16 protein-coding genes and 2 pseudogenes are annotated in these 19,730 nt (G+C 43.1%); 9 read left to right on the forward strand and 9 right to left on the reverse strand.

The window, feature by feature from the left end; translation table 11 throughout:
* Positions 1–40 precede the first annotated feature (40 nt).
* From surA to apaH, 5 genes and pseudogenes are all read left to right on the forward strand, one after another.
* Entirely contained in the window at positions 41–1,363 is a 1,323-nt protein-coding gene (surA, locus tag PR766_RS06830) for a peptidylprolyl isomerase SurA (RefSeq protein WP_036962849.1), read from the forward strand.
* Positions 1,344–2,336 carry a 4-hydroxythreonine-4-phosphate dehydrogenase PdxA gene (gene pdxA / locus PR766_RS06835; RefSeq protein WP_154636120.1) on the forward strand — a complete coding sequence of 331 codons (993 nt, stop codon included), beginning with the start codon at positions 1,344–1,346 and terminating at the stop codon, positions 2,334–2,336. Before surA ends, pdxA begins: the two co-directional genes overlap by 20 nt.
* Positions 2,333–3,142 carry a 16S rRNA (adenine(1518)-N(6)/adenine(1519)-N(6))-dimethyltransferase RsmA gene (gene rsmA / locus PR766_RS06840; protein WP_006662959.1) on the forward strand — a complete coding sequence of 270 codons (810 nt, stop codon included), beginning with the start codon at positions 2,333–2,335 and terminating at the stop codon, positions 3,140–3,142. Before pdxA ends, rsmA begins: the two co-directional genes overlap by 4 nt.
* Positions 3,143–3,160: 18 nt before the next feature.
* Positions 3,161–3,538 carry a Co2+/Mg2+ efflux protein ApaG gene (gene apaG, locus PR766_RS06845; RefSeq protein WP_006659207.1) on the forward strand — a complete coding sequence of 126 codons (378 nt, stop codon included), beginning with the start codon at positions 3,161–3,163 and terminating at the stop codon, positions 3,536–3,538.
* A gap of 2 nt (positions 3,539–3,540) precedes the next feature.
* Positions 3,541–4,367, forward strand: a pseudogene (gene apaH, locus PR766_RS06850) (bis(5'-nucleosyl)-tetraphosphatase (symmetrical) ApaH).
* 79 nt (positions 4,368–4,446) lie between these two features.
* On the opposite strand, the gene folA reads toward apaH, so the two are convergent.
* Positions 4,447–4,941, reverse strand: a complete 495-nt coding sequence (gene folA / locus PR766_RS06855; protein ID WP_006659205.1) for a type 3 dihydrofolate reductase — start codon at positions 4,939–4,941, stop codon at positions 4,447–4,449.
* Between the two features lie 202 nt (positions 4,942–5,143).
* Here folA and PR766_RS06860 point away from each other — a divergent pair, with 202 nt between their 5' ends.
* Positions 5,144–5,758, forward strand: a complete 615-nt coding sequence (locus PR766_RS06860) for a LysE family translocator (RefSeq protein WP_006659204.1) — start codon at positions 5,144–5,146, stop codon at positions 5,756–5,758.
* Positions 5,759–5,802: 44 nt separating this feature from the next.
* Here PR766_RS06860 and ftsP read toward each other — a convergent pair whose 3' ends face one another.
* From ftsP to nudF, 7 genes and pseudogenes are all read right to left on the reverse strand, one after another.
* The gene (ftsP, locus tag PR766_RS06865) at positions 5,803–7,218 is read right to left on the reverse strand and encodes a cell division protein FtsP (protein ID WP_006662958.1); all 1,416 of its coding nucleotides are present in this window, start codon (positions 7,216–7,218) and stop codon (positions 5,803–5,805) included.
* 295 nt (positions 7,219–7,513) lie between these two features.
* Positions 7,514–8,242 carry a 1-acylglycerol-3-phosphate O-acyltransferase gene (locus tag PR766_RS06870; RefSeq protein ID WP_006662957.1) on the reverse strand — a complete coding sequence of 243 codons (729 nt, stop codon included), beginning with the start codon at positions 8,240–8,242 and terminating at the stop codon, positions 7,514–7,516.
* A gap of 57 nt (positions 8,243–8,299) precedes the next feature.
* Complete coding sequence (gene parC, locus PR766_RS06875; RefSeq protein WP_006662956.1) at positions 8,300–10,555, reverse strand: DNA topoisomerase IV subunit A; 2,256 nt, start codon at positions 10,553–10,555, stop codon at positions 8,300–8,302.
* A 36-nt stretch (positions 10,556–10,591) separates the two neighbouring features.
* Positions 10,592–12,487, reverse strand: coding sequence for a DNA topoisomerase IV subunit B (gene parE / locus PR766_RS06880; protein ID WP_006659200.1), 1,896 nt, complete (start codon positions 12,485–12,487; stop codon positions 10,592–10,594).
* Between the two features lie 118 nt (positions 12,488–12,605).
* Positions 12,606–13,196: an esterase YqiA gene (yqiA, locus tag PR766_RS06885; protein ID WP_006659199.1), complete on the reverse strand. Its 591-nt coding sequence runs from the start codon at positions 13,194–13,196 to the stop codon at positions 12,606–12,608.
* Positions 13,196–13,989: pseudogene (cpdA, locus tag PR766_RS06890) on the reverse strand (3',5'-cyclic-AMP phosphodiesterase). The gene yqiA and the pseudogene cpdA overlap by 1 nt, the downstream one beginning before the upstream one ends.
* Positions 13,990–14,122: 133 nt before the next feature.
* On the reverse strand, positions 14,123–14,761 hold the full coding sequence (gene nudF / locus PR766_RS06895; protein ID WP_006662955.1) for an ADP-ribose diphosphatase: 639 nt from the start codon (positions 14,759–14,761) through the stop codon (positions 14,123–14,125).
* 309 nt (positions 14,762–15,070) lie between these two features.
* Between nudF and tolC the strand changes: the two genes are divergently transcribed.
* The 3 genes from tolC to PR766_RS06910 all read left to right on the forward strand — a co-directional run bounded on the left by tolC (position 15,071) and on the right by PR766_RS06910 (position 18,734).
* Complete coding sequence (tolC, locus tag PR766_RS06900; RefSeq protein WP_006659196.1) at positions 15,071–16,453, forward strand: outer membrane channel protein TolC; 1,383 nt, start codon at positions 15,071–15,073, stop codon at positions 16,451–16,453.
* Between the two features lie 406 nt (positions 16,454–16,859).
* A complete protein-coding gene (locus PR766_RS06905) occupies positions 16,860–17,567 on the forward strand; it encodes a DUF1190 family protein (protein ID WP_154633210.1) in 708 nt (235 codons plus the stop codon).
* A gap of 6 nt (positions 17,568–17,573) precedes the next feature.
* On the forward strand, positions 17,574–18,734 hold the full coding sequence (locus PR766_RS06910; protein ID WP_036962837.1) for a glutathionylspermidine synthase family protein: 1,161 nt from the start codon (positions 17,574–17,576) through the stop codon (positions 18,732–18,734).
* Between the two features lie 90 nt (positions 18,735–18,824).
* Here the strand turns inward: PR766_RS06910 and ygiD are convergent, their stop codons facing one another.
* Positions 18,825–19,628, reverse strand: coding sequence for a 4,5-DOPA dioxygenase extradiol (gene ygiD, locus PR766_RS06915; RefSeq protein WP_039861851.1), 804 nt, complete (start codon positions 19,626–19,628; stop codon positions 18,825–18,827).
* Between the last annotated feature and the right edge of the window lie 102 nt (positions 19,629–19,730).

Here is a 19,730-nt window from a genome sequence, read left to right on the forward strand (position 1 = left end):
CCCGCATATGCGGATTAAAAGTCAATTTTATAGGACCATTATGAAGAATTGGAGAACGCTTATTCTAGGACTGATGTTCGCAAGCTCTGCTAGTTTAGCTGCGCCACAGCAAATGGATAAAGTGGCTGCGGTTGTCAACAACGGAGTTGTACTGGAAAGCGACGTCCAGAATATGATCAACACAGTGAAACTGAATGCGCGTAACGCAAATCAACAAGTTCCTGATGATCAAACCTTGCGCCAGCAAATCATTGACCGTTTGGTTATGGATAACATCATGTTGCAGATGGCCAACCAAATGCAGATTAATATCCCTGAAGAAGCAGTTAATGCCACTATCGCGGATATTGCTCGCCAAAACAATTTAACCTTACCTCAGATGGAAAAACGCCTGACGGCAGATGGCATTAACATTGCCAAATACCGTAGCGAAATCCGTAAAGAAATGCTATTAGCGGAAGTGCGTAACAATGAAGTTCGCCGCCGTATTACTATTTTACCTCAAGAAGTCGATGCATTAGCGGACCAAATGGATTCTCAAATGAACGCGCAAAAAGGCGTGAATTTAAGCCATATCCTGATCCCACTGCCAGAAAACCCAACGCCAGAACAGCTGGCGAAAGCTGAATCTTTAGTCGATAAAATCTTAAGCGACCTGAAAAAAGGCTCTGACTTCGGTAAATTAGCTATTGCCTACTCCGCGGATCCTCAAGCGCTGAAAGGCGGAAATATGGGTTGGTCACGTCTGCAAGAACTGCCTGTCGTATTTTCTGATGAACTAAAAAATGCGAAGAAAGGCGACATCGTCGGTCCAATCCGCTCTGGTGTTGGCTTCCATATTTTACGTGTAAATGAAGTTAGTGGTGATACTCACCAGCCAATTTCCGTCACTGAAGTTAAAGCGCGTCATATCTTACTGAAATCATCACCAATTATGGATGATGCCACAGCAAGACAAAAACTGACTCAGCTGGCTCAAGAGATCCGTAACGGTAGAATTTCATTTGAAGAAGCCGCTAAAGAGAACTCTGAAGACCCAGGTAGCGCATTAAAAGGCGGTGAGTTAGGCTGGAACATGCCAGATGTTTACGACCCAGCATTCCGTGATGCGTTAATGAAACTGAAAAAAGGCGAAATCAGCCAACCTGTTCCTTCAAGTTTCGGCTGGCACTTAATTCAATTAGAAGATACTCGTAGTGTCGATAAAACTGATGCGGCGAAGAAAGATCAAGCGTACCGTTTACTGTTCAACCGTAAGTTTAACGAAGAAGCGCAGACTTGGATGCAAGAACAGCGCGCAGCAGCTTATGTGAATATCGTCGATGGTCGCCAAAGCCAATCTAATGATGAACAAGCAAAATAAGCCCATTATCATCACCCCCGGCGAACCAGCCGGGGTAGGTCCGGATCTCCTGATTCAGCTGGCTCAACAAGCATGGCCAGTTGAATTAGTCGCTTGTGCCGATCCGGATTTACTTCTTCAACGTGCTAAGATGCTCAACTTGCCATTAACTCTGCACGAATATCATGCAGATCAGCCGCAATCGTCCATGGCAAGTCACCTTTCCATTGTTCCTGTTTCGTTGAACGTGCCTGCTGAGCCTGGAAAGCTGAATGTTCGTAATGGCGAATACGTCACTGAAACCTTAGCCCGTGCCTGTGATGGTTGTTTGAATGGCGAATTTTCTGCCATTGTGACGGGACCGGTTCACAAAGGCATTATTAATGATGCAGGCATTCCATTCAGCGGTCATACTGAGTTTTTTGCTGATAGAAGCCACTGTGACCGCGTTGTGATGATGCTCGCAACCCAAGAGCTACGTGTTGCCTTAGCCACCACGCACCTCCCGTTAAAAGATGTGTCCGATGCGATAACTCAGCAAAGCTTGCATGAAGTCATCACCATTTTGCATCATGATCTGCAAACTAAGTTTGGCATTGAAAACCCGCATATTTATGTTTGTGGACTTAACCCGCATGCAGGAGAAGGCGGACATATGGGAACGGAAGAGATTGATACCCTCATTCCAGCCCTAGAAACACTGCGTAAACAAGGTATGACCTTAATGGGTCCGTTACCCGCAGACACCTTATTCCAACCGAAGTATTTAGAGGATGCAGACGCTGTATTGGCGATGTATCACGATCAGGGACTACCTGTGTTAAAATACCAAGGTTTCGGCAGAGCGGTAAATATTACCCTTGGTCTGCCATTTATCCGTACTTCCGTCGATCACGGCACAGCGCTTGAATTAGCAGGTACGGATCAAGCCGATGCGGGCAGTTTTATCACCGCATTGAAATTAGCTATCCAAATGACACAAAAGAATTCATGAATAATCGAGTCCATCAGGGGCACCTTGCCCGCAAACGTTTCGGGCAGAACTTTTTAACTGACCAATTTATTATCGACAGTATTGTGGATGCTATGCACCCGCAACCAGGACAAGCCATTGTAGAAATTGGTCCCGGTCTTGGTGCATTAACTGAGCCTGTTGGTAGCCGCATGGATAAAATGACGGTAGTTGAGCTTGACCGCGATCTCGCCGCTCGCCTGCACGTCCATCCTCAATTGAAAGATAAACTGACCATCATCCAACAAGATGCGATGACTGTAGACTTCGGTGAACTGGCAAAACAAGCTGGACAGCCAATACGTGTCTTTGGTAATTTGCCTTATAACATCTCAACCCCGTTGATGTTCCACCTGTTTACATTCACCAACCAAATTTCCGACATGAACTTCATGTTACAGAAGGAAGTGGTTAACCGGTTAGTCGCAGGTCCGGGGAGCAAAGCTTATGGTCGTTTAAGTGTTATGGCACAATATTACTGCAATGTTGTTCCTGTGCTCGAAGTTCCACCAACCGCTTTTGCCCCGCCACCAAAAGTGGATTCAGCAGTAGTAAGATTGATCCCTCACAAGGAAAATCCATACCCTGTGAAGGATATTAAAGTATTAAGCCGTATTACGACTCAAGCATTTAACCAACGTCGTAAAACTGTCCGCAATAGTCTTGGGGATTTATTCAGTGTTGAGCAGTTAACCGAGTTGGGTATCGACCCAGGTACACGCGCTGAAAATATCTCTGTTGAGCACTATTGTAAGATGGCAAACTATCTGTGTAATTTATCGGAATAGAGAATCTGAGGAGGCACAATGCTGAATGATCCTAATGTGAGCATCCAAGTTCAAAGTGTCTACATAGAAAGCCAATCCCAACCTGAGATCGCCCGTTTCGTCTTTGCGTATACCATTTGTATCCGTAATGTAGGGCGAGTCCCGATACAGTTAATGAGCCGGTATTGGCTCATTACCAATAGTGATGGCCGTAAAACTGAAGTGCAAGGTGAAGGCGTGGTTGGCGAACAACCCGTGATTTTACCGGGCAAGGAATATCGCTATACCAGCGGTGCAATATTAGAAACACCAATGGGTACGATGGAAGGCTATTACGTCATGCTGAGCGACCAAGGAAATCACTTCCATGTTGATATTCCTGCATTTCGTCTCGCCATCCCAACACTGATTAATTGATTATGTCCACATATATTGTAGGTGATATACACGGTTGTTATCGTGAGCTGCGGGAACTTCTTGATAGCGTGAGTTTCGATCCACAGCAAGATACATTATGGCTAACAGGTGATCTTGTCGCCCGCGGTCCCGATTCACTGCAAGTATTGCGCTACGTGAAAAGCTTAGGGTCATCTGCACGATTAGTACTTGGCAATCATGACCTACACTTAATTGGTATTTATTGCAAAATTAGCCGTAATAAACCCAAAGACCATCTTGATGAGCTACTGAATGCGCCTGATATTGATGAATTAATCAATTGGTTACGCCGCCAGCCACTGTTGCAAGTCGACGAAGACCAAAAATGGTCATGACCCACGCAGGGATAACTCCTCAGTGGGATCTCGAAACAGCCAAAATGTGTGCTCGAGAAGTGGAAGCCGTTTTATCTAGCGATGCCTACCCACTTTTTATTGACTCGATGTATGGTGATATGCCAAACAATTGGTCTCAGAGCTTAATGGGGCTCGCACGTTTACGCTACAGTACGAATGCCCTTACCCGTCTGCGCTATTGTTTTCCTAATGGTCAGCTGGATATGGACTGCAAAGAAAGCCCAGCTAAAGCCCCTGCGCCTTTAAAACCGTGGTTTTCTCTACCAAGTCAATTCCCTGAAGATTACTCAATTTTCTTTGGTCATTGGGCATCACTGGAAGGTAAATTTACACCAGAGCATGTGTATGCAATGGATACGGGTTGTTGCTGGGGAGGAGATTTAACGCTGCTTCACTGGGAAACTAAAACATTCCATAGACAAAAATCTCACCAAAAACGTCGTAAAGAGTAAGTGTTTTCTCAGATACCAAAATGATAGATAGTAAAATGGCACCTAACAGTGCCATTTTTATTGACTAGACCAACAACGATTAGACGCGACGAGTCAGAACTTCAATGCAGAAACCGTGGCTATTCGCTTCGTCTGCTTCGTGATACTCAGTGAAAATAGAATCCCATTCATCGGGTTCATAGGCAGGGAAATGTGTATCTCCAATCACTTCCGCATCTACATGGGTCAAATACAGTTTATTGGCGAGTGGTAGAAACTGCTGGTAAACCTTGCCACCACCAATCACCATAATTTCATCGGCACCTTCAACTGCTTTCGCAGCTTCTAATGCTTCTTCAATGGATTTAACCCAGATAACACCGGTTTCAGTCCCTGCTTGACTACTTAAAACAATATTAACACGCTGTGGTAAAGGGCGGCCTAACGCTTCATAAGTCACGCGTCCCATAATCACAGGTTTATTCAATGTTTGACGTTTAAACCACGCCAAATCACCAGGTAAATTCCAAGGCATCGCATTTTCCATGCCGATAACCTGATCGAACGCCATTGCTGCGATTAAGCTAATATTCATCTAACCACCTTAGAAACAAAATATAAAAATTGTGCACACTATACGGAAACAGACATACTACGTCGACTAAATTTAATCTTCCTTAAATACGACGCAATCCCTTATACTCGAACGAATCAAGTCAATGCACTAAACGATGTTTACAACGCTTTTAGTCCCTTATTACTCAGTTTAGTTCAACCTAAAATAAAGAGATTACATTATGTATCAGACCAGTATCATGGTCGCGACGATTGCCGCCCTTGGCATGGTTTCACCCGGTCCAGATTTCTTTTTAATTATCAAAAACGCAGCACGCTACCAACGTTCTGCCGCTATGATGACCGCCTTCGGTATTATCGTCGCCATTGCACTTCACATGTCCTATTGCGTGGCAGGTCTTGCCGTGTTGATTACCACCACGCCATGGCTATTTAATATTCTCAAGTATGCTGGTGCTGCCTATTTAATCTGGATTGGACTAAAAAGCCTCATGCCACAAAAAGTCCAACGCATTGATTTGACTACCAATCAACATGAGCATGTGACGTTTAAAAAGGCTTTTATGCAAGGCTTCTTATGTAATGTATTGAATCCTAAAGCCACTTTATTCTTCTTAGCCATTTTTACGCAAGTGCTCAGTGTCGATTCTACATTCTCAGAAAAGCTGTGGTTCGCCTTTATTATTTGGGGTCTTGCAGTGATTTATTGGCCGATTTTAGTTTTATTGATTCAAAGCACCCCTGTCAGAAAAGGGTTAGCTAAAGTCCAAAAATATGTGGATAAAGTACTCGGAGTGGTACTTGTCGCCTTTGGCGTGCGTGTTGCGTTAAGTTAATGCTGAAAATGATAAAGCCCCAAATAATGGGGCATTATCTTTTATTAGTTAGCACTATCTTCTGGTGTAATGACCAATTGCCCTGCGGAGCCTAAATCCGCTTTCTCTAAATTTTGGCTATAAAACAAGAATGGGAAGTGGTTATATGATGGTTGCATCATTTGAACAAGTAGCTCACAACGCCCATCAATCCAAACTGTGTCTTTCCAACCAAAATTATCGGGTTGAGCGGGCTGACCGTTACAATTAATAACTTTGAATCGAACACCTTCAATGTGGAATGCCTGTGGCTGTTGGCTGCTCACATTCCAACGCTCCCAGCTACCTTGGCGAGAGGTGATATCCACACGAGTGGTATCTAATTTTGCACCGTTGATCCCCACAGGATCATTCAATTGAATCTCACGATTGGTGATTGACGACGTAATTTGCGTTGTATCCAAAACTAATTGTTTTGGAACATCATCCGTCACCAGCGACATTAATCCTGTTGCTTTGATGGTTAACACATTGGTTGAGATTAAGTTATTAGAAGGCTCAAATAACCCTTTTACGCGATCCATTAACGATGCGGACTCCCCTGCCGTTATCGTTAACTCTTGAGTTTTAGCCATATCAATCAAGACTTCACGACGTTCTCCCGGCGCAAGCGGCAACTCTTGAACACTCGCGGGAACCGTTAATAATCCTTGATCAGAGCCAATCATGATAAAAGGACGCCCATCACTAATTTTCATGACATAACGTCTAGAGTTAGATGCATTCAATAAGCGTAAACGTATCCAACCACGAGAAACCTCAATATAAGGGTCTTGTACCCCATTAACCACGAGTGTATCCCCAAGAAATCCATTTTCATCAACGTGATATTCAGGGGCTCCAAAATTATCTAAGCGCTTATCTTGAATAATAATAGGGAAATCATCGACACCGTAATGCTTAGGTAAACGTAGCTCTTTGGTGGAATCATCATCAATAATCCACATTCCCAGTAGACCATTGTAGACTTGCTGCCCCATTTTCCCTTGAGTATTCGCATGATACCAAAGCGTTGCAGCATTTTGGCGAATAGGGATCACTGGCGACCAATCCGCATTTGGCGAAATTTGCCTTGCTGCACCACCAATTTGCGTACCCGGTATTTGTAATCCGCTAATAGTCATCGAAACCGCATCAGGTAGCCTGTTGCTATAAATAAGTTTGAGATCATCCCCTTTTTTAACGCGGATCGTAGGTCCTGGATAAGAGCCATTAATCCCTAAAACTTCTGCCGAATATTTACCATCAAAAGACCAATGGATTTTTTGTAATGTTAAAAAGAGAGGCTGTCCCGAACGGGATTCTAACAAGGGTGGAACAGGGAGTGCGGTCGTTCCTTCTGCACTCGCATGAGTTGATACCTGTAATAAGCACACAGCCAACCCGCTAATCAGCAATGATCGGCAACGACTGAATAACATAGATTCTCCGCTAAATAAAAACCAGCAAATTATTTTAATAAACCATTAAAAATTAGTGGCTTATCTGAGTATTTTTAAGTATGTGCTGGTGATACCACAATTTGGAATTCAATAATTTATCTTGTGATAAATTTGCGAGCCATCATATCGCGAAAGGACATAGAATTCTAAAAATATATGTATCACTAATTAAAATATAATAAATTCAAGTGGTGATAATTGCAGGTGGGTTAAATAACAACGGGGATAAAATGGTGGGATGCTCTCAATAACACCCCACCTTCAATACACTTGATTAGCGTTTATTCAGCTCATCGACTTCTTTATCTAATTCTTTAATTTTAGCTTCCATCAAGTCATGGCAATATTCTGACAGCTCACGAACCTGATCTTTAGAATATTTAGATGTATCAATTGGATCTAACATTTCAATAATCACATGACCATTATTCCAACGATTCAAGCTGATTCTATTTTGTGTCGTAGAAACGCAGACAGGAACAATGGGTACACCCGCCGCAATCGCTGCATGGAATGCACCTGTTTTAAATGGCAGTAAACCACGACCACGGCTGCGTGTTCCTTCAGGGAACATCCACACTGAAATCTGACGAGATTTAATCTGTTCAGCAACCTGTGAAATGGTATTATGCGCTTTAGAACGATTCCCACGGTCAATCAATATATTACCGGTGATCCAATACAAAAAACCAAAAAACGGGATCATAACAAGGCTTTTTTTCCCCACCGTGACCGTTCTTGGTTGAACACCGTTCGACATGGTCACCATGTCATAGTTATTTTGGTGATTACCAATATAAATACTTGGGCCATAATCCTTCGCTTTCGCAGGAACCCGGTCAATCATTTTGATGCCAAACACTGGGGATAAACGCCCAAACATACGACCAAACGTCATCACATGTTTTGGATTCCGTGGGCTAAATAAGCAGTAAATACTTCCGCCTACACACACACAAATCGTAAATATGATCACAATGATAGCTCTAATTAGCGCTAGCATAATATTCCTTAACTTATGAAAAGGGCTTTAAACAAGCCCTTGAATTATCTTTTATTTTTATTCTGCATTCACAGAATCGACATCAATACGTTCAATGTTATGTAAACCGCGAGGTAAAGAGGTTCCTTTACGTCCACGCTCCGCACGGTATTTTTGTAAGTCTTCTGATTTAAATTTCAGTTTACGCTTACCAAAATAGAGCGTGATAGAGGCTTGTGGCGGTATTACCATTAACCAAACTAGCAGATCTTCACCACTTGCCGCTTGTGCGCCAGTGATATTAATAATCTTATTCCCTTTCCCTTTGGATAATTGTGGGAGGTCAGACACCGGGAATAATAACATACGACCCGCTTTCGTGATGGCTAATAACAAATCTTCTTTTTCGTTATTTAGCTCAATTGGCGCCATTACTTTTGCATTTTCAGGTAGTGACATCAACGCCTTACCAGTTTTATTCTTCGTCACCAAATCATTAAAGGTGCAAATAAAACCATAACCCGCATCAGATGCCATTAAGTATTTCTGCTCTTCCGGCGCCATCAGCACATGCTCAATCGTCGCACCCGGCGGTAATGTCAATTTACCCGTAAGTGGCTCACCTTGGCTACGTGCAGAAGGCAATTCCAACGGATCTATTGAGTAACTACGCCCGGTGCTATCAAGGAACACTGCCGCCTGATTAGACTTACCTCGTGCAGCACCTTTGAAGCTATCACCCGCTTTGTAGCTAAGGTTGCTTGGTTCAATATCATGCCCTTTCGCACTACGCACCCAGCCCATATCAGACAAGACAACGGTAATCGGTTCCGAAGGTAAAATCTCATGCTCACTCAGTGCTTTTGCTTCTTCACGCTCCTGTAATGGCGAACGGCGATCATCACCATACGCTTTAGCATCCGCTTGAATTTCCTTTTTAATCAAGGTATTCAAACGTGCTTCAGAGCCTAAAATAGCTTGTAACTCATCGCGCTCCTTGGCTAATTCATCCTGTTCACCGCGAATTTTCATCTCTTCGAGTTTCGCTAAGTGGCGCAGTTTTAATTCTAAAATTGCTTCGGCTTGCGTATCGCTAATATTAAAACGCGACATGAGAACCGCTTTTGGCTCATCTTCATTACGAATAATTTCAATCACTTCATCGATATTCAAATACGCGATGAGTAAGCCATCCAAAATATGCAGGCGTCTTAATACTTTTTCTAAACGGTGGTTTAAGCGATTACGTACCGTTTGGCGGCGATAGGTGATCCACTCGTTGAGGATCTCCACCAGCCCTTTCACTGCCGGACGGTTATCTAAACCAATCATGTTTAAGTTAACACGGTAACTTCTTTCGAGATCCGTCGTTGCAAACAAGTGAGTCATCACTTGCTCAAGATCCACACGGTTACTGCGTGGCACGATCACTAAACGAGTTGGGTTTTCGTGATCCGATTCATCACGTAGATCTTCCACCATTGGCAGCTTTTTCGCACGCATTTGGTTGGCGATCTGCTCCAAAATTTTCGCCCCAGAAACTTGATGAGGCAGTGCGGTGATCACCGCATTACCCTCTTCTTTTTCCCACACAGCGCGCATACGTACTGAGCCACGACCATTTTGATAAACTTTACGAATATCTTCTGGTGACGAGATAATTTCAGCTTCTGTCGGGAAGTCAGGACCCGGAATAAACTGCATGATCTCATCAAGGTTTAATTTCGGTTTTTCGAGTAGTGCCACCAGTGCACTTGCCACTTCGCGGGCATTATGTGGTGGAATATCCGTCGCCATACCGACGGCGATCCCCGTGGTACCATTTAATAAAATATTTGGCAGACGGGCAGGCAACATTTTCGGCTCATTTAATGTGCCGTCAAAGTTAGGTACCCAATCAACAGTACCGTGACCTAATTCGCTTAACAGAACTTCTGCATATTTTGATAGACGAGATTCGGTATAACGCATCGCTGCGAAGGATTTCGGGTCATCCGGAGCCCCCCAGTTTCCTTGGCCGTCAACCAAAGGATAACGGTAGGAGAATGGCTGCGCCATTAACACCATCGCTTCATAACAGGCGCTATCACCATGTGGATGATATTTACCTAATACGTCACCAACGGTTCTTGCAGATTTTTTATATTTTGCCGTATTGCTCAGCCCTAACTCGGACATGGCATAGACAATTCGGCGCTGAACTGGTTTAAGTCCATCGCCGATAAATGGCAACGCTCTATCCATGATGACGTACATCGAGTAGTTCAGATAGGCGTTTTCAGTAAAGGCATGAAGCGGTAAACGCTCCACACCGTCATGAGTAATTTCACTCATTCAATACGTTCCTTACTCTTATTCATCCGATTATGATCAGACCTCAATTTCTGCCGTATCGCCTTTTTCTTGCAGCCAGTTACGACGATCTTCCGAGCGTTTTTTAGCCAGAAGCATGTCCATCTTCGACATGGTTTCTGTGTAATTATCATCATCGATAGTTAACTGAACGAGGCGGCGAGTATTTGGATCTAACGTCGTTTCACGCAATTGCGGCGGGTTCATTTCACCCAGTCCTTTAAAGCGCTGGACGTTTGGTTTACCTTTTTTACGGCTTAATCTATCTAGGACCGCATTTTTTTCGCTTTCATCGAGTGCGTAGTAAGTCTCTTTACCTAAATCAATACGATATAGTGGTGGCATTGCCATATAAACATGCCCCTCTTTGACCAATTTAGGGAAATGGCGCACAAACAAGGCGCACAACAATGTAGCAATGTGCAGTCCATCGGAGTCCGCATCCGCAAGGATACACACTTTTCCGTAACGCAGCTGCGAGATATCTTCGCTATCCGGATCCATACCAATTGCCACGGAAATATCGTGTACCTCTTGGGAAGCTAAGACTTCATCCGAAGAAACTTCCCAAGTATTGAGGATCTTACCACGTAGAGGCATGATCGCTTGATATTCACGATCACGGGCTTGTTTTGCTGATCCACCCGCCGAGTCCCCTTCCACCAAGAACAATTCGGTCATCGACAAATCTTGAGAGCTGCAATCTGCTAATTTACCCGGTAAAGCCGGACCACTCGTGAGTTTCTTACGCACCACTTTTTTTGATGCGCGAAGGCGACGTTGAGCACTTGAGATGGCCATTTCCGCCAGTTGTTCTGCAACTTGGACATTTTGGTTGAGCCATAAACTAAAAGCATCTTTCACCACACCGGAAACAAACGCGGCACATTGGCGGGAAGAAAGACGTTCTTTGGTCTGCCCCGCAAATTGTGGATCTTGCATTTTTACAGATAAAACATAGGCGCAACGATCCCAAATATCATCCGCAGATAATTTCACGCCACGCGGCAGAATATTGCGGAATTCACAGAACTCACGCATTGCATCTAATAAGCCTTGGCGTAAACCATTAACGTGGGTACCGCCTTGCGCTGTTGGAATCAAGTTAACATAGCTTTCTGTTAGGAGTTCGCCGCCCTCTGGTAACCATAATAGTGCCCATTGTGCCGCTTCAACTTCAGCAGAAAATTCACCTGTAAATGGTTTTGCAGGCAAAGCTTCAAAACCATCCACTGACTCCATTAAATAGTCAGTCAACCCGTCGCTATAGCACCAGCTTTGCTCAGTATCATTGAGCAGATCCTTAAACGTAATTTGTACGCCAGGGCATAAAACAGCTTTTGCTTTTAAATTATGGGTTAAACGAGAAACAGAAAAACGTGGGCTATCAAAATAGCTTTCATCTGGCCAAAAATGAACACTGGTTCCGGTATTACGTTTGCCACAAGTGCCAATGACTTGTAAATCTTCAACTTTGTCGCCATTTTCAAACGCAATCTGATAAACCTGACCATCACGGCGCACAGTCACTTCAATACGTTTTGATAACGCATTGACCACGGAGATACCTACACCGTGCAAGCCACCTGAAAACTGATAGTTTTTGTTGGAGAATTTCCCCCCCGCATGAAGCTGCCCTAAAATTAACTCAACGGCAGATACCTTCATTTCCGGGTGGATATCAACAGGCATACCTCGCCCATCATCAATCACTTCGAGGGATTGATCTGGGTATAAAATCACTTGGATGTGTCCTGCGTGCCCTGCTAAAGCTTCATCGACACTGTTATCAATTACTTCTTGAGCCAAATGGTTCGGTCGGCTGGTGTCGGTATACATGCCAGGACGACGGCGAACAGGCTCCAAACCACTGAGAACTTCAATGTCCTCTGCGTTATAACTAGATTGAGTCATGTTGTCATTCTGCGGTAATAGGTGATTAATTGAACTATATCCTAAATAATTCAAGGAGATTGGGTATGTTCAATCAGTGAGTTACTGTTGATAATAACAGTGTATTGGCGTTTTCGCACTATTTCTCTGCGTTATCAACCAGAGACAAAAAGCGAATGATCTGCGGGAAATAGCGTTCAAATCCTACAAATGCATGATCCCCATCCGGTTCCACCGTTTGCTTACACTCTGAAAGATAGGCAACGGCTTGGCGATAATCAAGTACCTCATCCCCCATTTGCTGCAATAACCAAAGTAAGCTTGGTGACTGTATCTTTTCAAGATGCAAAGCCTTCAATTCGTCCATGTGCTTAGGTTCGAGCAAATATGTTTCGTGGGTATACGGATTGGTATTTTCCCCAAGATAATCATTAAGCAAATCAAACGGGCGCACTGCTGGGTTAACTAATACCGCAGGAATTTGGTAGCGCTCAGAAAAATAAATCGAAAAGTAACCACCTAATGAAGAGCCCACTAAACCGACTTTTTCATGCTGGTGTTCTGCAAGAATACCATCGAGTAAGTTGGCAGCTTCCTGTGGGTAATTAGGCAGTTGAGGGACTACCATATTGATCTGAGGATAATGCTCCGCCAACCACTGCTTAAGATTATTTGCTTTCTCAGACAGTGGCGAACTATTAAAACCATGAATATACAGTAAAGTAGCCATTAGTAACCATCAGAATCAAAATCGGGACTAAACGCCTGAGTATTTAGACGATGAACTTGGGTTTCAATCACTTTTTCCCCATTTTCATTAACCGTCAACTCAAGATAACGCCAGCCTGGAGCTACAGTATCTAAAGCAAAATTGGTGCAGTGCGGTTTAAATTGTACACAAGTTGATGGTGTCGCTAACAAGCGGATACCATGCCAGTTTTCATCCATTTCCTGATGAATATGTCCGCACAACATCGCCTTCACATTAGGGTAGTTCTTGAGGTAGTCCGCCAAAATATGCGAATTTCGCAAACTGTGCTGATCTAGCCACGTGCACCCTGACGGTAATGGATGATGGTGTAGCATAATCAGTGTCGTGCGAGTTGGTTGCTCATCTAAGCACTGCTGCATCCACTCTAATTGCTGCTCAGAAAGCTCACCGTGCGCCACATCTTGTAATTGGCTATCTAACATTAAAATTTGCCAGTCATCACCAATAAAAACCTGCTTAGCACTTGAGATTCCCGCTATTTTCAAGGTTCCGACCATTGCAGGTGGGTAATCGTGATTCCCCGGAAGCCACACGCAAGGCGCAGGAATACGCTCAATCCCAGCCGCAAAATGTTGATAGGCTTTAGGGGATTGGTCTTGAACGAGGTCGCCTGTCGCGACAATTAAATCGACAGGTAAGTTTTGATCCCTAAAAGGGTGTTTTCCGTATCAGCAAAAAGATGCGTATCAGTAACTTGTAATATTCTAATAACGTTAGGGTTATTAGCAGTCACTTTAAGCTGGCTGTCCAAAGTATTCCTTTATCCTTAAAAATAGCGCTAAGTATTATCACCTAAATCGAGAAGTGCATAGGTCTCTGATTTTAACCTAACTATTCACTTAATATCTGCTAATCAGCACACACTTCATTAGATTAGTGGTTATTTAAATCGGTTTCACCCATTTTTCATGCAGTTTTTGGTGATGAAGTTGTAGCCATTGAATGGCAATCACTGTCGCCGCATTGTCAATTTTACCCTCTTCAACCCATTGATAAGCTTGCTCTCTGCTCACCACATGCACTCGGATATCTTCATTTTCTGACGCGAGACCATGAATCCCTTTTGCTTGAGAACTATCGACTTCACCAACGAAAACATGAATACGTTCGCTGGTTCCTCCTGGGCTCGATAAATAACTTACTGATTTTTCGATGCGTCCAATGGTCAGTCCCGCTTCTTCTGTTGATTCGCGGCGCACAACGTCTTCAGGGGATTCATTTTCTTCTATCATTCCCGCGACTATCTCTAGTAACCAAGGTGTTTCACTTGATTCAAATGCAGGAAAGCGTATTTGTTCAATTAATACGACATTATCCGTTTGAGGATCATAAGGAAGTATTGCGCCTGCATGCCCTCTTTCAAATACTTCACGAACAATCTCTTTGCTCCATCCGCCTTCAAATAATCGATGTTTGAATCGATACTCAATCATTTGAAAAAAACCGTTAAATAATTTACGCTTAGATATAATTTCAATATCATTTTTACTGTATTTAATCGGATTTTCGATTTTATTATTCATTGATATTCTCCTAATCCCTTCATTTTTATACTAAGAAAGATGACAGGATTAAATCAGTTTTTAAGGTTTTTTAACCTTAGATGAGGTAATGTTTAAACTAATTAGGACTAAATGGCACAAAAGGCTACCGTTATCGGTGCCTCACCTCTGTTACAATGTGCGCCATTATTCAAATTTATGAGCAACAATAGGGTCTGTTTTGAGAACGGTCTCTCTTTTCAGAGTTCCAACTGCCTATCATTGTTCAATAACATGATAAGTTTTAGATAACAGGCTCAACATAATTTGCTGTTTAATCAAGGAATCCAAATGAAGAAACTGCTTCCCCTTTTTATTGCGATGAGTTTTGTGGGTCTCAGTGCTAATAGTTATGCAGAAGATTTACTTCAGGTTTACCAAAAATCCAAAGAAAGTAACCCTGAGCTCAGAAAATCATTTGCTGAACGTAATCAAGCTTTTGAAAAAATCAATCAAGCACGTAGCCCACTGTTACCGCAACTTGGTTTAGGCGCTGGAGCAACTTATGGCAGCGGTTACCGTGATGCAAGCAACACTGAGAGTACTGGTCTTAATGCATCATTGAAATTGACCCAAGTTGTATTTGATATGTCAAAATGGCGTCAGTTGGATATTCAAGAGAAAACAGCTGGAATTTCTGATGTTACCTACCAAACAAGCCAACAACAGCTCATTTTAGATACAGCAACTGCATATTTTAACGTATTAAAAGCGATTGATGCGTTATCTTACATCCAAGCTAATAAAGAAGCTGTTTACCGTCAATTAGACCAAACAACTCAACGTTTTAATGTTGGTTTAGTGGCAATCACTGACGTGCAAAACGCCCGAGCAAACTATGATAGCGTTATTGCACAAGAAGTTGCGGGTCGCAACGACTTAGTCAACGCAGTCGAAAAACTTCGCCAAGTTAGCGGTGTTTACTATAGCCAATTAGCGTCTTTAAATATCGACCGTTTTAAAACAGCAAACCCAGACAATGTTGAAGCCATCTTAAAAGATGCAGAGCTGCGTAACTTAAGCCTTCTTAGTGCACGTTTAGCACAAGACGTTTCGCGTGAAAACATCCGTTTAGCAGAAACAGGTCATATGCCAACTGTAGGATTAGATGCATCGACTAGCGTTGCAAACACCTACAATCATGGCAGTGGTTATGATCGTACCGGTGGCGCAAGCAACAATTATAACGGTCAAAACAGCATCGGCTTAACATTAAGCCTCCCACTCTATTCTGGTGGTGCTGTAAGCTCACAAGTTGAACAAGCACAATATGGTTTCCAAAGTGCAAGTGAGCAGTTAGAAAGCGTTTACCGTAACGTAATCCAATTAGTACGCTCATCCTATAACAACGTAACGTCGTCAATCAGTAGCATCAACGCATATAAACAAGTTGTTGTGTCTGCACAGAGCTCATTAGATGCGATGGAAGCTGGCTACCAAGTGGGTACTCGTACTATCGTTGATGTGTTAACAGCAACAACTGCGCTATATCAAGCGAAGCAAAACCTGTCTAACGCTCGTTACGATTATATGATTAACCAACTGAATATCGAATTTGCACGCGGCACATTAAACGAAGATGATATCGCTCGTTTAAATGCTAGCCTAGGTAAAGAGATTCAAACCTCACCTGATAGCATTATTCGTAACTCAACAGCACCAAAAATCAAATAATCATTTGGTTCAGTCAGTTAGATAGCTCGCCCAGTGGCGGGCTATTTTTTTACCCTTATCACCCAAGAGATTATTTGAAAATAACGCGAAATTTGCAGTTCTCTAGATAATGAATAACTTATTGCATTATTTATTCAATCTATCCTTAAAATTCAGTCAATTCTGACTTATGTTAATTGCAACATTAATTAAAAAATCACCATAATTAATTTATTGATATCAAAGAAAAATAAGAATTGCTTGGCGTTAGATTTAACCAACATTCTATAAAAATGGAATCAATATCGCTAAATCCATCATTTCCCATTATTTGTGCAGCATTTGTACTTTAATTTTTATCTTATATCCCCTATTCTAGAGGCAATATCTCGAACCTCTTACTTATTATTTATTCAAGGTAATTACCATGACCATGAAGCGCACCAAAAATATTAATCAGAACGCCTTCCGTAAGTCTTGGCGCTCATACCGTTTAGCACCTGTTGCTGTGGCAGTGAGTGCTGTATTTATGCTGTCTGCATGTGAAGAGAGCGATGAAACAGTTTCTCTGTACACCAACGCACAAGACTGTAGCCAAGCCAATCCCTCTCAAGCAGAGCAATGTACTCTTGCGTATAACAACGCATTGAACGAAGCTGCAAAAACAGCACCAAAATATGCCACTCAAGAAGATTGCGTTGCGGAGTTCGGTGAAGCGATGTGTACTCAAGCACCAGCTCAAGCAGGTATTGCGGGTACAAGCACCCCAGCTGCAGGCGAACAAGCCGCTCAGTCACAAAGCAGTGGTAGCATGTGGATGCCATTAATGATGGGCTACATGATGGGTCGTATGATGGGCGGAGGTGCACCATCTCAGCCACTTTTCAGCTCTAAAAACCCAGCCAGCCCAGCAAATGGTAAATTTGTTGATGCGACAGGTAAAAGCTACGGTCCTGCTGTTGCAGGTGGTCGTTCAATGAGCGTACCAAAAACGGCTATGGCGCCAAAACCAGCCACAACCTCTACAATTACTCGTGGTGGTTTCGGTGATACCGTTAATAAACAAGCAACAGCACAGCGTTCATCTTCGTCTGCGAAATCAGGCTCAACCTCTTCCCGCTCTATGGGTGGTTGATAAGTAATGAAACGTGTTCCTATTGTCGAGCGTCCTAACTGGCGCGAAAAAGCGGATGAGTTTGGTTTTCACTTCCACACTATGTACGGCGAACCGTACTGGTCTGAAGATGCCTATTACCAATTCACGCTAGCCCAAGTTGAAGAAATTGAAGAGGCAACTGCTGAAATTCACCAAATGTGCCTTAAGGTTGTTGAGCGTGTCGTCGAAAGTGATGAATTACTCGCTCGTTTCCAAATTCCTAAGCATTGCTGGGAATTTGTACGCAGTTCATGGAAAAGCGAACAGCCATCATTATATTCCCGTCTTGACTTAGCTTACGATGGCGTCAATCCACCGAAGCTATTAGAGAACAACGCAGATACACCAACATCACTGTATGAATCTGCTTTTTTCCAATGGATTTGGCTCGAAGATCAAATTGAAGCGGGCAAACTGCCTGAAAATGCTGACCAATTTAATAGCATCCAAGAACAGCTCATTGAACGTTTTACTGAGCTCAAAGATCAATACGGTTTCCGTTTATTGCATATGGCATGCTGCCAAGATACTGAGGAAGATCGTGGCACCGTACAATATTTGCAAGATTGCGCGAACGAAGCGGGTGTGGCTACCGAATTTCTATATATTGATGAAATCGGATTAGGCGAGAAAGGCGAATTCACCGATACACAAGATCAGGTCATTAGTAACCTGTTCAAACTGTATCCATGGGAATTTATGCTCAGAGAAATTTTCTCCACCAAACTGCAAGATGCTGGTGTTCGTTGGTTAGAGCCGGCTTGGAAAAGTATTGTTTCCAACAAAGCCCTGTTGCCAATGTTATGGGAAATGTTCCCTAATCATCCAAATTTGCTGCCGGCCTATTTTGCCGATGGTAACAAACCGGAACTTGAGAGCTATGTAATTAAACCATTATTCTCTCGCGAAGGTGCCAATATCCGTGTCATCGAAAATGGCAAAGAAATTGCGTCAGCAGATGGTCCTTACGGTGAAGAAGGAATGATTATCCAGCAGTTCCATCCACTGCCAAAATTTGAAGGCAGCTATACATTAGTGGGAAGCTGGTTAGTTAACGACCAGCCTGCGGGGATCTGTATCCGCGAAGATAAGGAATTGATTACTCAAGACTTATCCCGTTTCTATCCGCACATCATCCTCGACTAATTCACTATTAGCTTGGTAAAACAGCATCAAATAAACAAAAAGCGGCGACGAAATATTTCGTGCCGCTTTCTTCTTTCGCCATTCGACTCATTAACCGATTTGTACTGATAACATACTCAATGATGCCGAAACAATTCCTTCAACAGGCGTGCTAATCACTTCTTCACCATCCCATGTACCTAAGATAGGTAATATAGGTAAAAAATGTTCCGGTGATGGATTTGATAACTGACCATCTTCACGCTCTAACCCTGTTGTCAGCGGGTGCGGCTGCTCATGACTTCGCAGATTTGCATAAACAAATTGCTCAAACGAAATTGCCCAAGGGTAAGGTTCTGCATGTGAATTCTGCCAATCCATTGCACGTAAATTATGGACAACGTTACCACTCCCCATAATCAAAACCCCCTGCTCTCGCAAGACTGCTAATTTTTTACCTAGCTCATAGTGCCACGATGCAGGCTTAGTGCCATCAATACTCAGTTGCACGACGGGAATATCAGCTTGAGGATACATACGGACTAAAATTTCCCATGTGCCGTGATCAAGTCCCCACTCCTCTTTATCTTGATGAATTGGCTCTGGAGACAGTAATTCAGCCACCTGTTTAGCCAGCTCAGGAGAGCCTGGTGCCGGGTACTCTATTTGGTATAAAGCTTCAGGGAAACCACCAAAATCATGGATCGTTTTCGGTTTAACCATCGCCGTGATCGCCGTTCCACGGGTATACCAGTGTGCTGAGATCACCAAAATCGCACGCGGTCTAGGCAAAGTTTTACCCAGTTTTTCCCATGCTTCAGTGTACGAATTATGGTTAATCGCGTTCATCGGGCTACCATGACCGATAAATACCGCGGGCATTCGATGGGTTAAGTGTTGGTTATTTGTCGACATGATGACCTCAATTCCACAAAAAGGATAATGAGTATCAGCATACCCTTTTTTATAAAAAACACAGTGGGGGAATTATGAGAATGATCATCAAAAAATTTGAAG

Source organism: Providencia sp. PROV208 (genome assembly GCF_028479465.1).
Classification (GTDB): domain Bacteria; phylum Pseudomonadota; class Gammaproteobacteria; order Enterobacterales; family Enterobacteriaceae; genus Providencia; species Providencia alcalifaciens.

What these genes read in the sequence shown, in the direction of transcription:
- ygiD (WP_039861851.1), bottom strand. Translation starts at nt 19,628, where the DNA reads ATGTCGACAAATAACCAACACTTAACCCATCGAATGCCCGCGGTATTT.
- ftsP (WP_006662958.1), bottom strand. Translation starts at nt 7,218, where the DNA reads ATGTTATTCAGTCGTTGCCGATCATTGCTGATTAGCGGGTTGGCTGTG.
- apaG (WP_006659207.1), top strand. Translation starts at nt 3,161, where the DNA reads ATGCTGAATGATCCTAATGTGAGCATCCAAGTTCAAAGTGTCTACATA.
- nudF (WP_006662955.1), bottom strand. Translation starts at nt 14,761, where the DNA reads ATGAATAATAAAATCGAAAATCCGATTAAATACAGTAAAAATGATATT.
- PR766_RS06870 (WP_006662957.1), bottom strand. Translation starts at nt 8,242, where the DNA reads ATGCTAGCGCTAATTAGAGCTATCATTGTGATCATATTTACGATTTGT.
- surA (WP_036962849.1), top strand. Translation starts at nt 41, where the DNA reads ATGAAGAATTGGAGAACGCTTATTCTAGGACTGATGTTCGCAAGCTCT.
- pdxA (WP_154636120.1), top strand. Translation starts at nt 1,344, where the DNA reads ATGATGAACAAGCAAAATAAGCCCATTATCATCACCCCCGGCGAACCA.
- PR766_RS06910 (WP_036962837.1), top strand. Translation starts at nt 17,574, where the DNA reads ATGAAACGTGTTCCTATTGTCGAGCGTCCTAACTGGCGCGAAAAAGCG.
- parE (WP_006659200.1), bottom strand. Translation starts at nt 12,487, where the DNA reads ATGACTCAATCTAGTTATAACGCAGAGGACATTGAAGTTCTCAGTGGT.
- yqiA (WP_006659199.1), bottom strand. Translation starts at nt 13,196, where the DNA reads ATGGCTACTTTACTGTATATTCATGGTTTTAATAGTTCGCCACTGTCT.
- tolC (WP_006659196.1), top strand. Translation starts at nt 15,071, where the DNA reads ATGAAGAAACTGCTTCCCCTTTTTATTGCGATGAGTTTTGTGGGTCTC.
- rsmA (WP_006662959.1), top strand. Translation starts at nt 2,333, where the DNA reads ATGAATAATCGAGTCCATCAGGGGCACCTTGCCCGCAAACGTTTCGGG.
- PR766_RS06860 (WP_006659204.1), top strand. Translation starts at nt 5,144, where the DNA reads ATGTATCAGACCAGTATCATGGTCGCGACGATTGCCGCCCTTGGCATG.
- parC (WP_006662956.1), bottom strand. Translation starts at nt 10,555, where the DNA reads ATGAGTGAAATTACTCATGACGGTGTGGAGCGTTTACCGCTTCATGCC.
- folA (WP_006659205.1), bottom strand. Translation starts at nt 4,941, where the DNA reads ATGAATATTAGCTTAATCGCAGCAATGGCGTTCGATCAGGTTATCGGC.
- PR766_RS06905 (WP_154633210.1), top strand. Translation starts at nt 16,860, where the DNA reads ATGACCATGAAGCGCACCAAAAATATTAATCAGAACGCCTTCCGTAAG.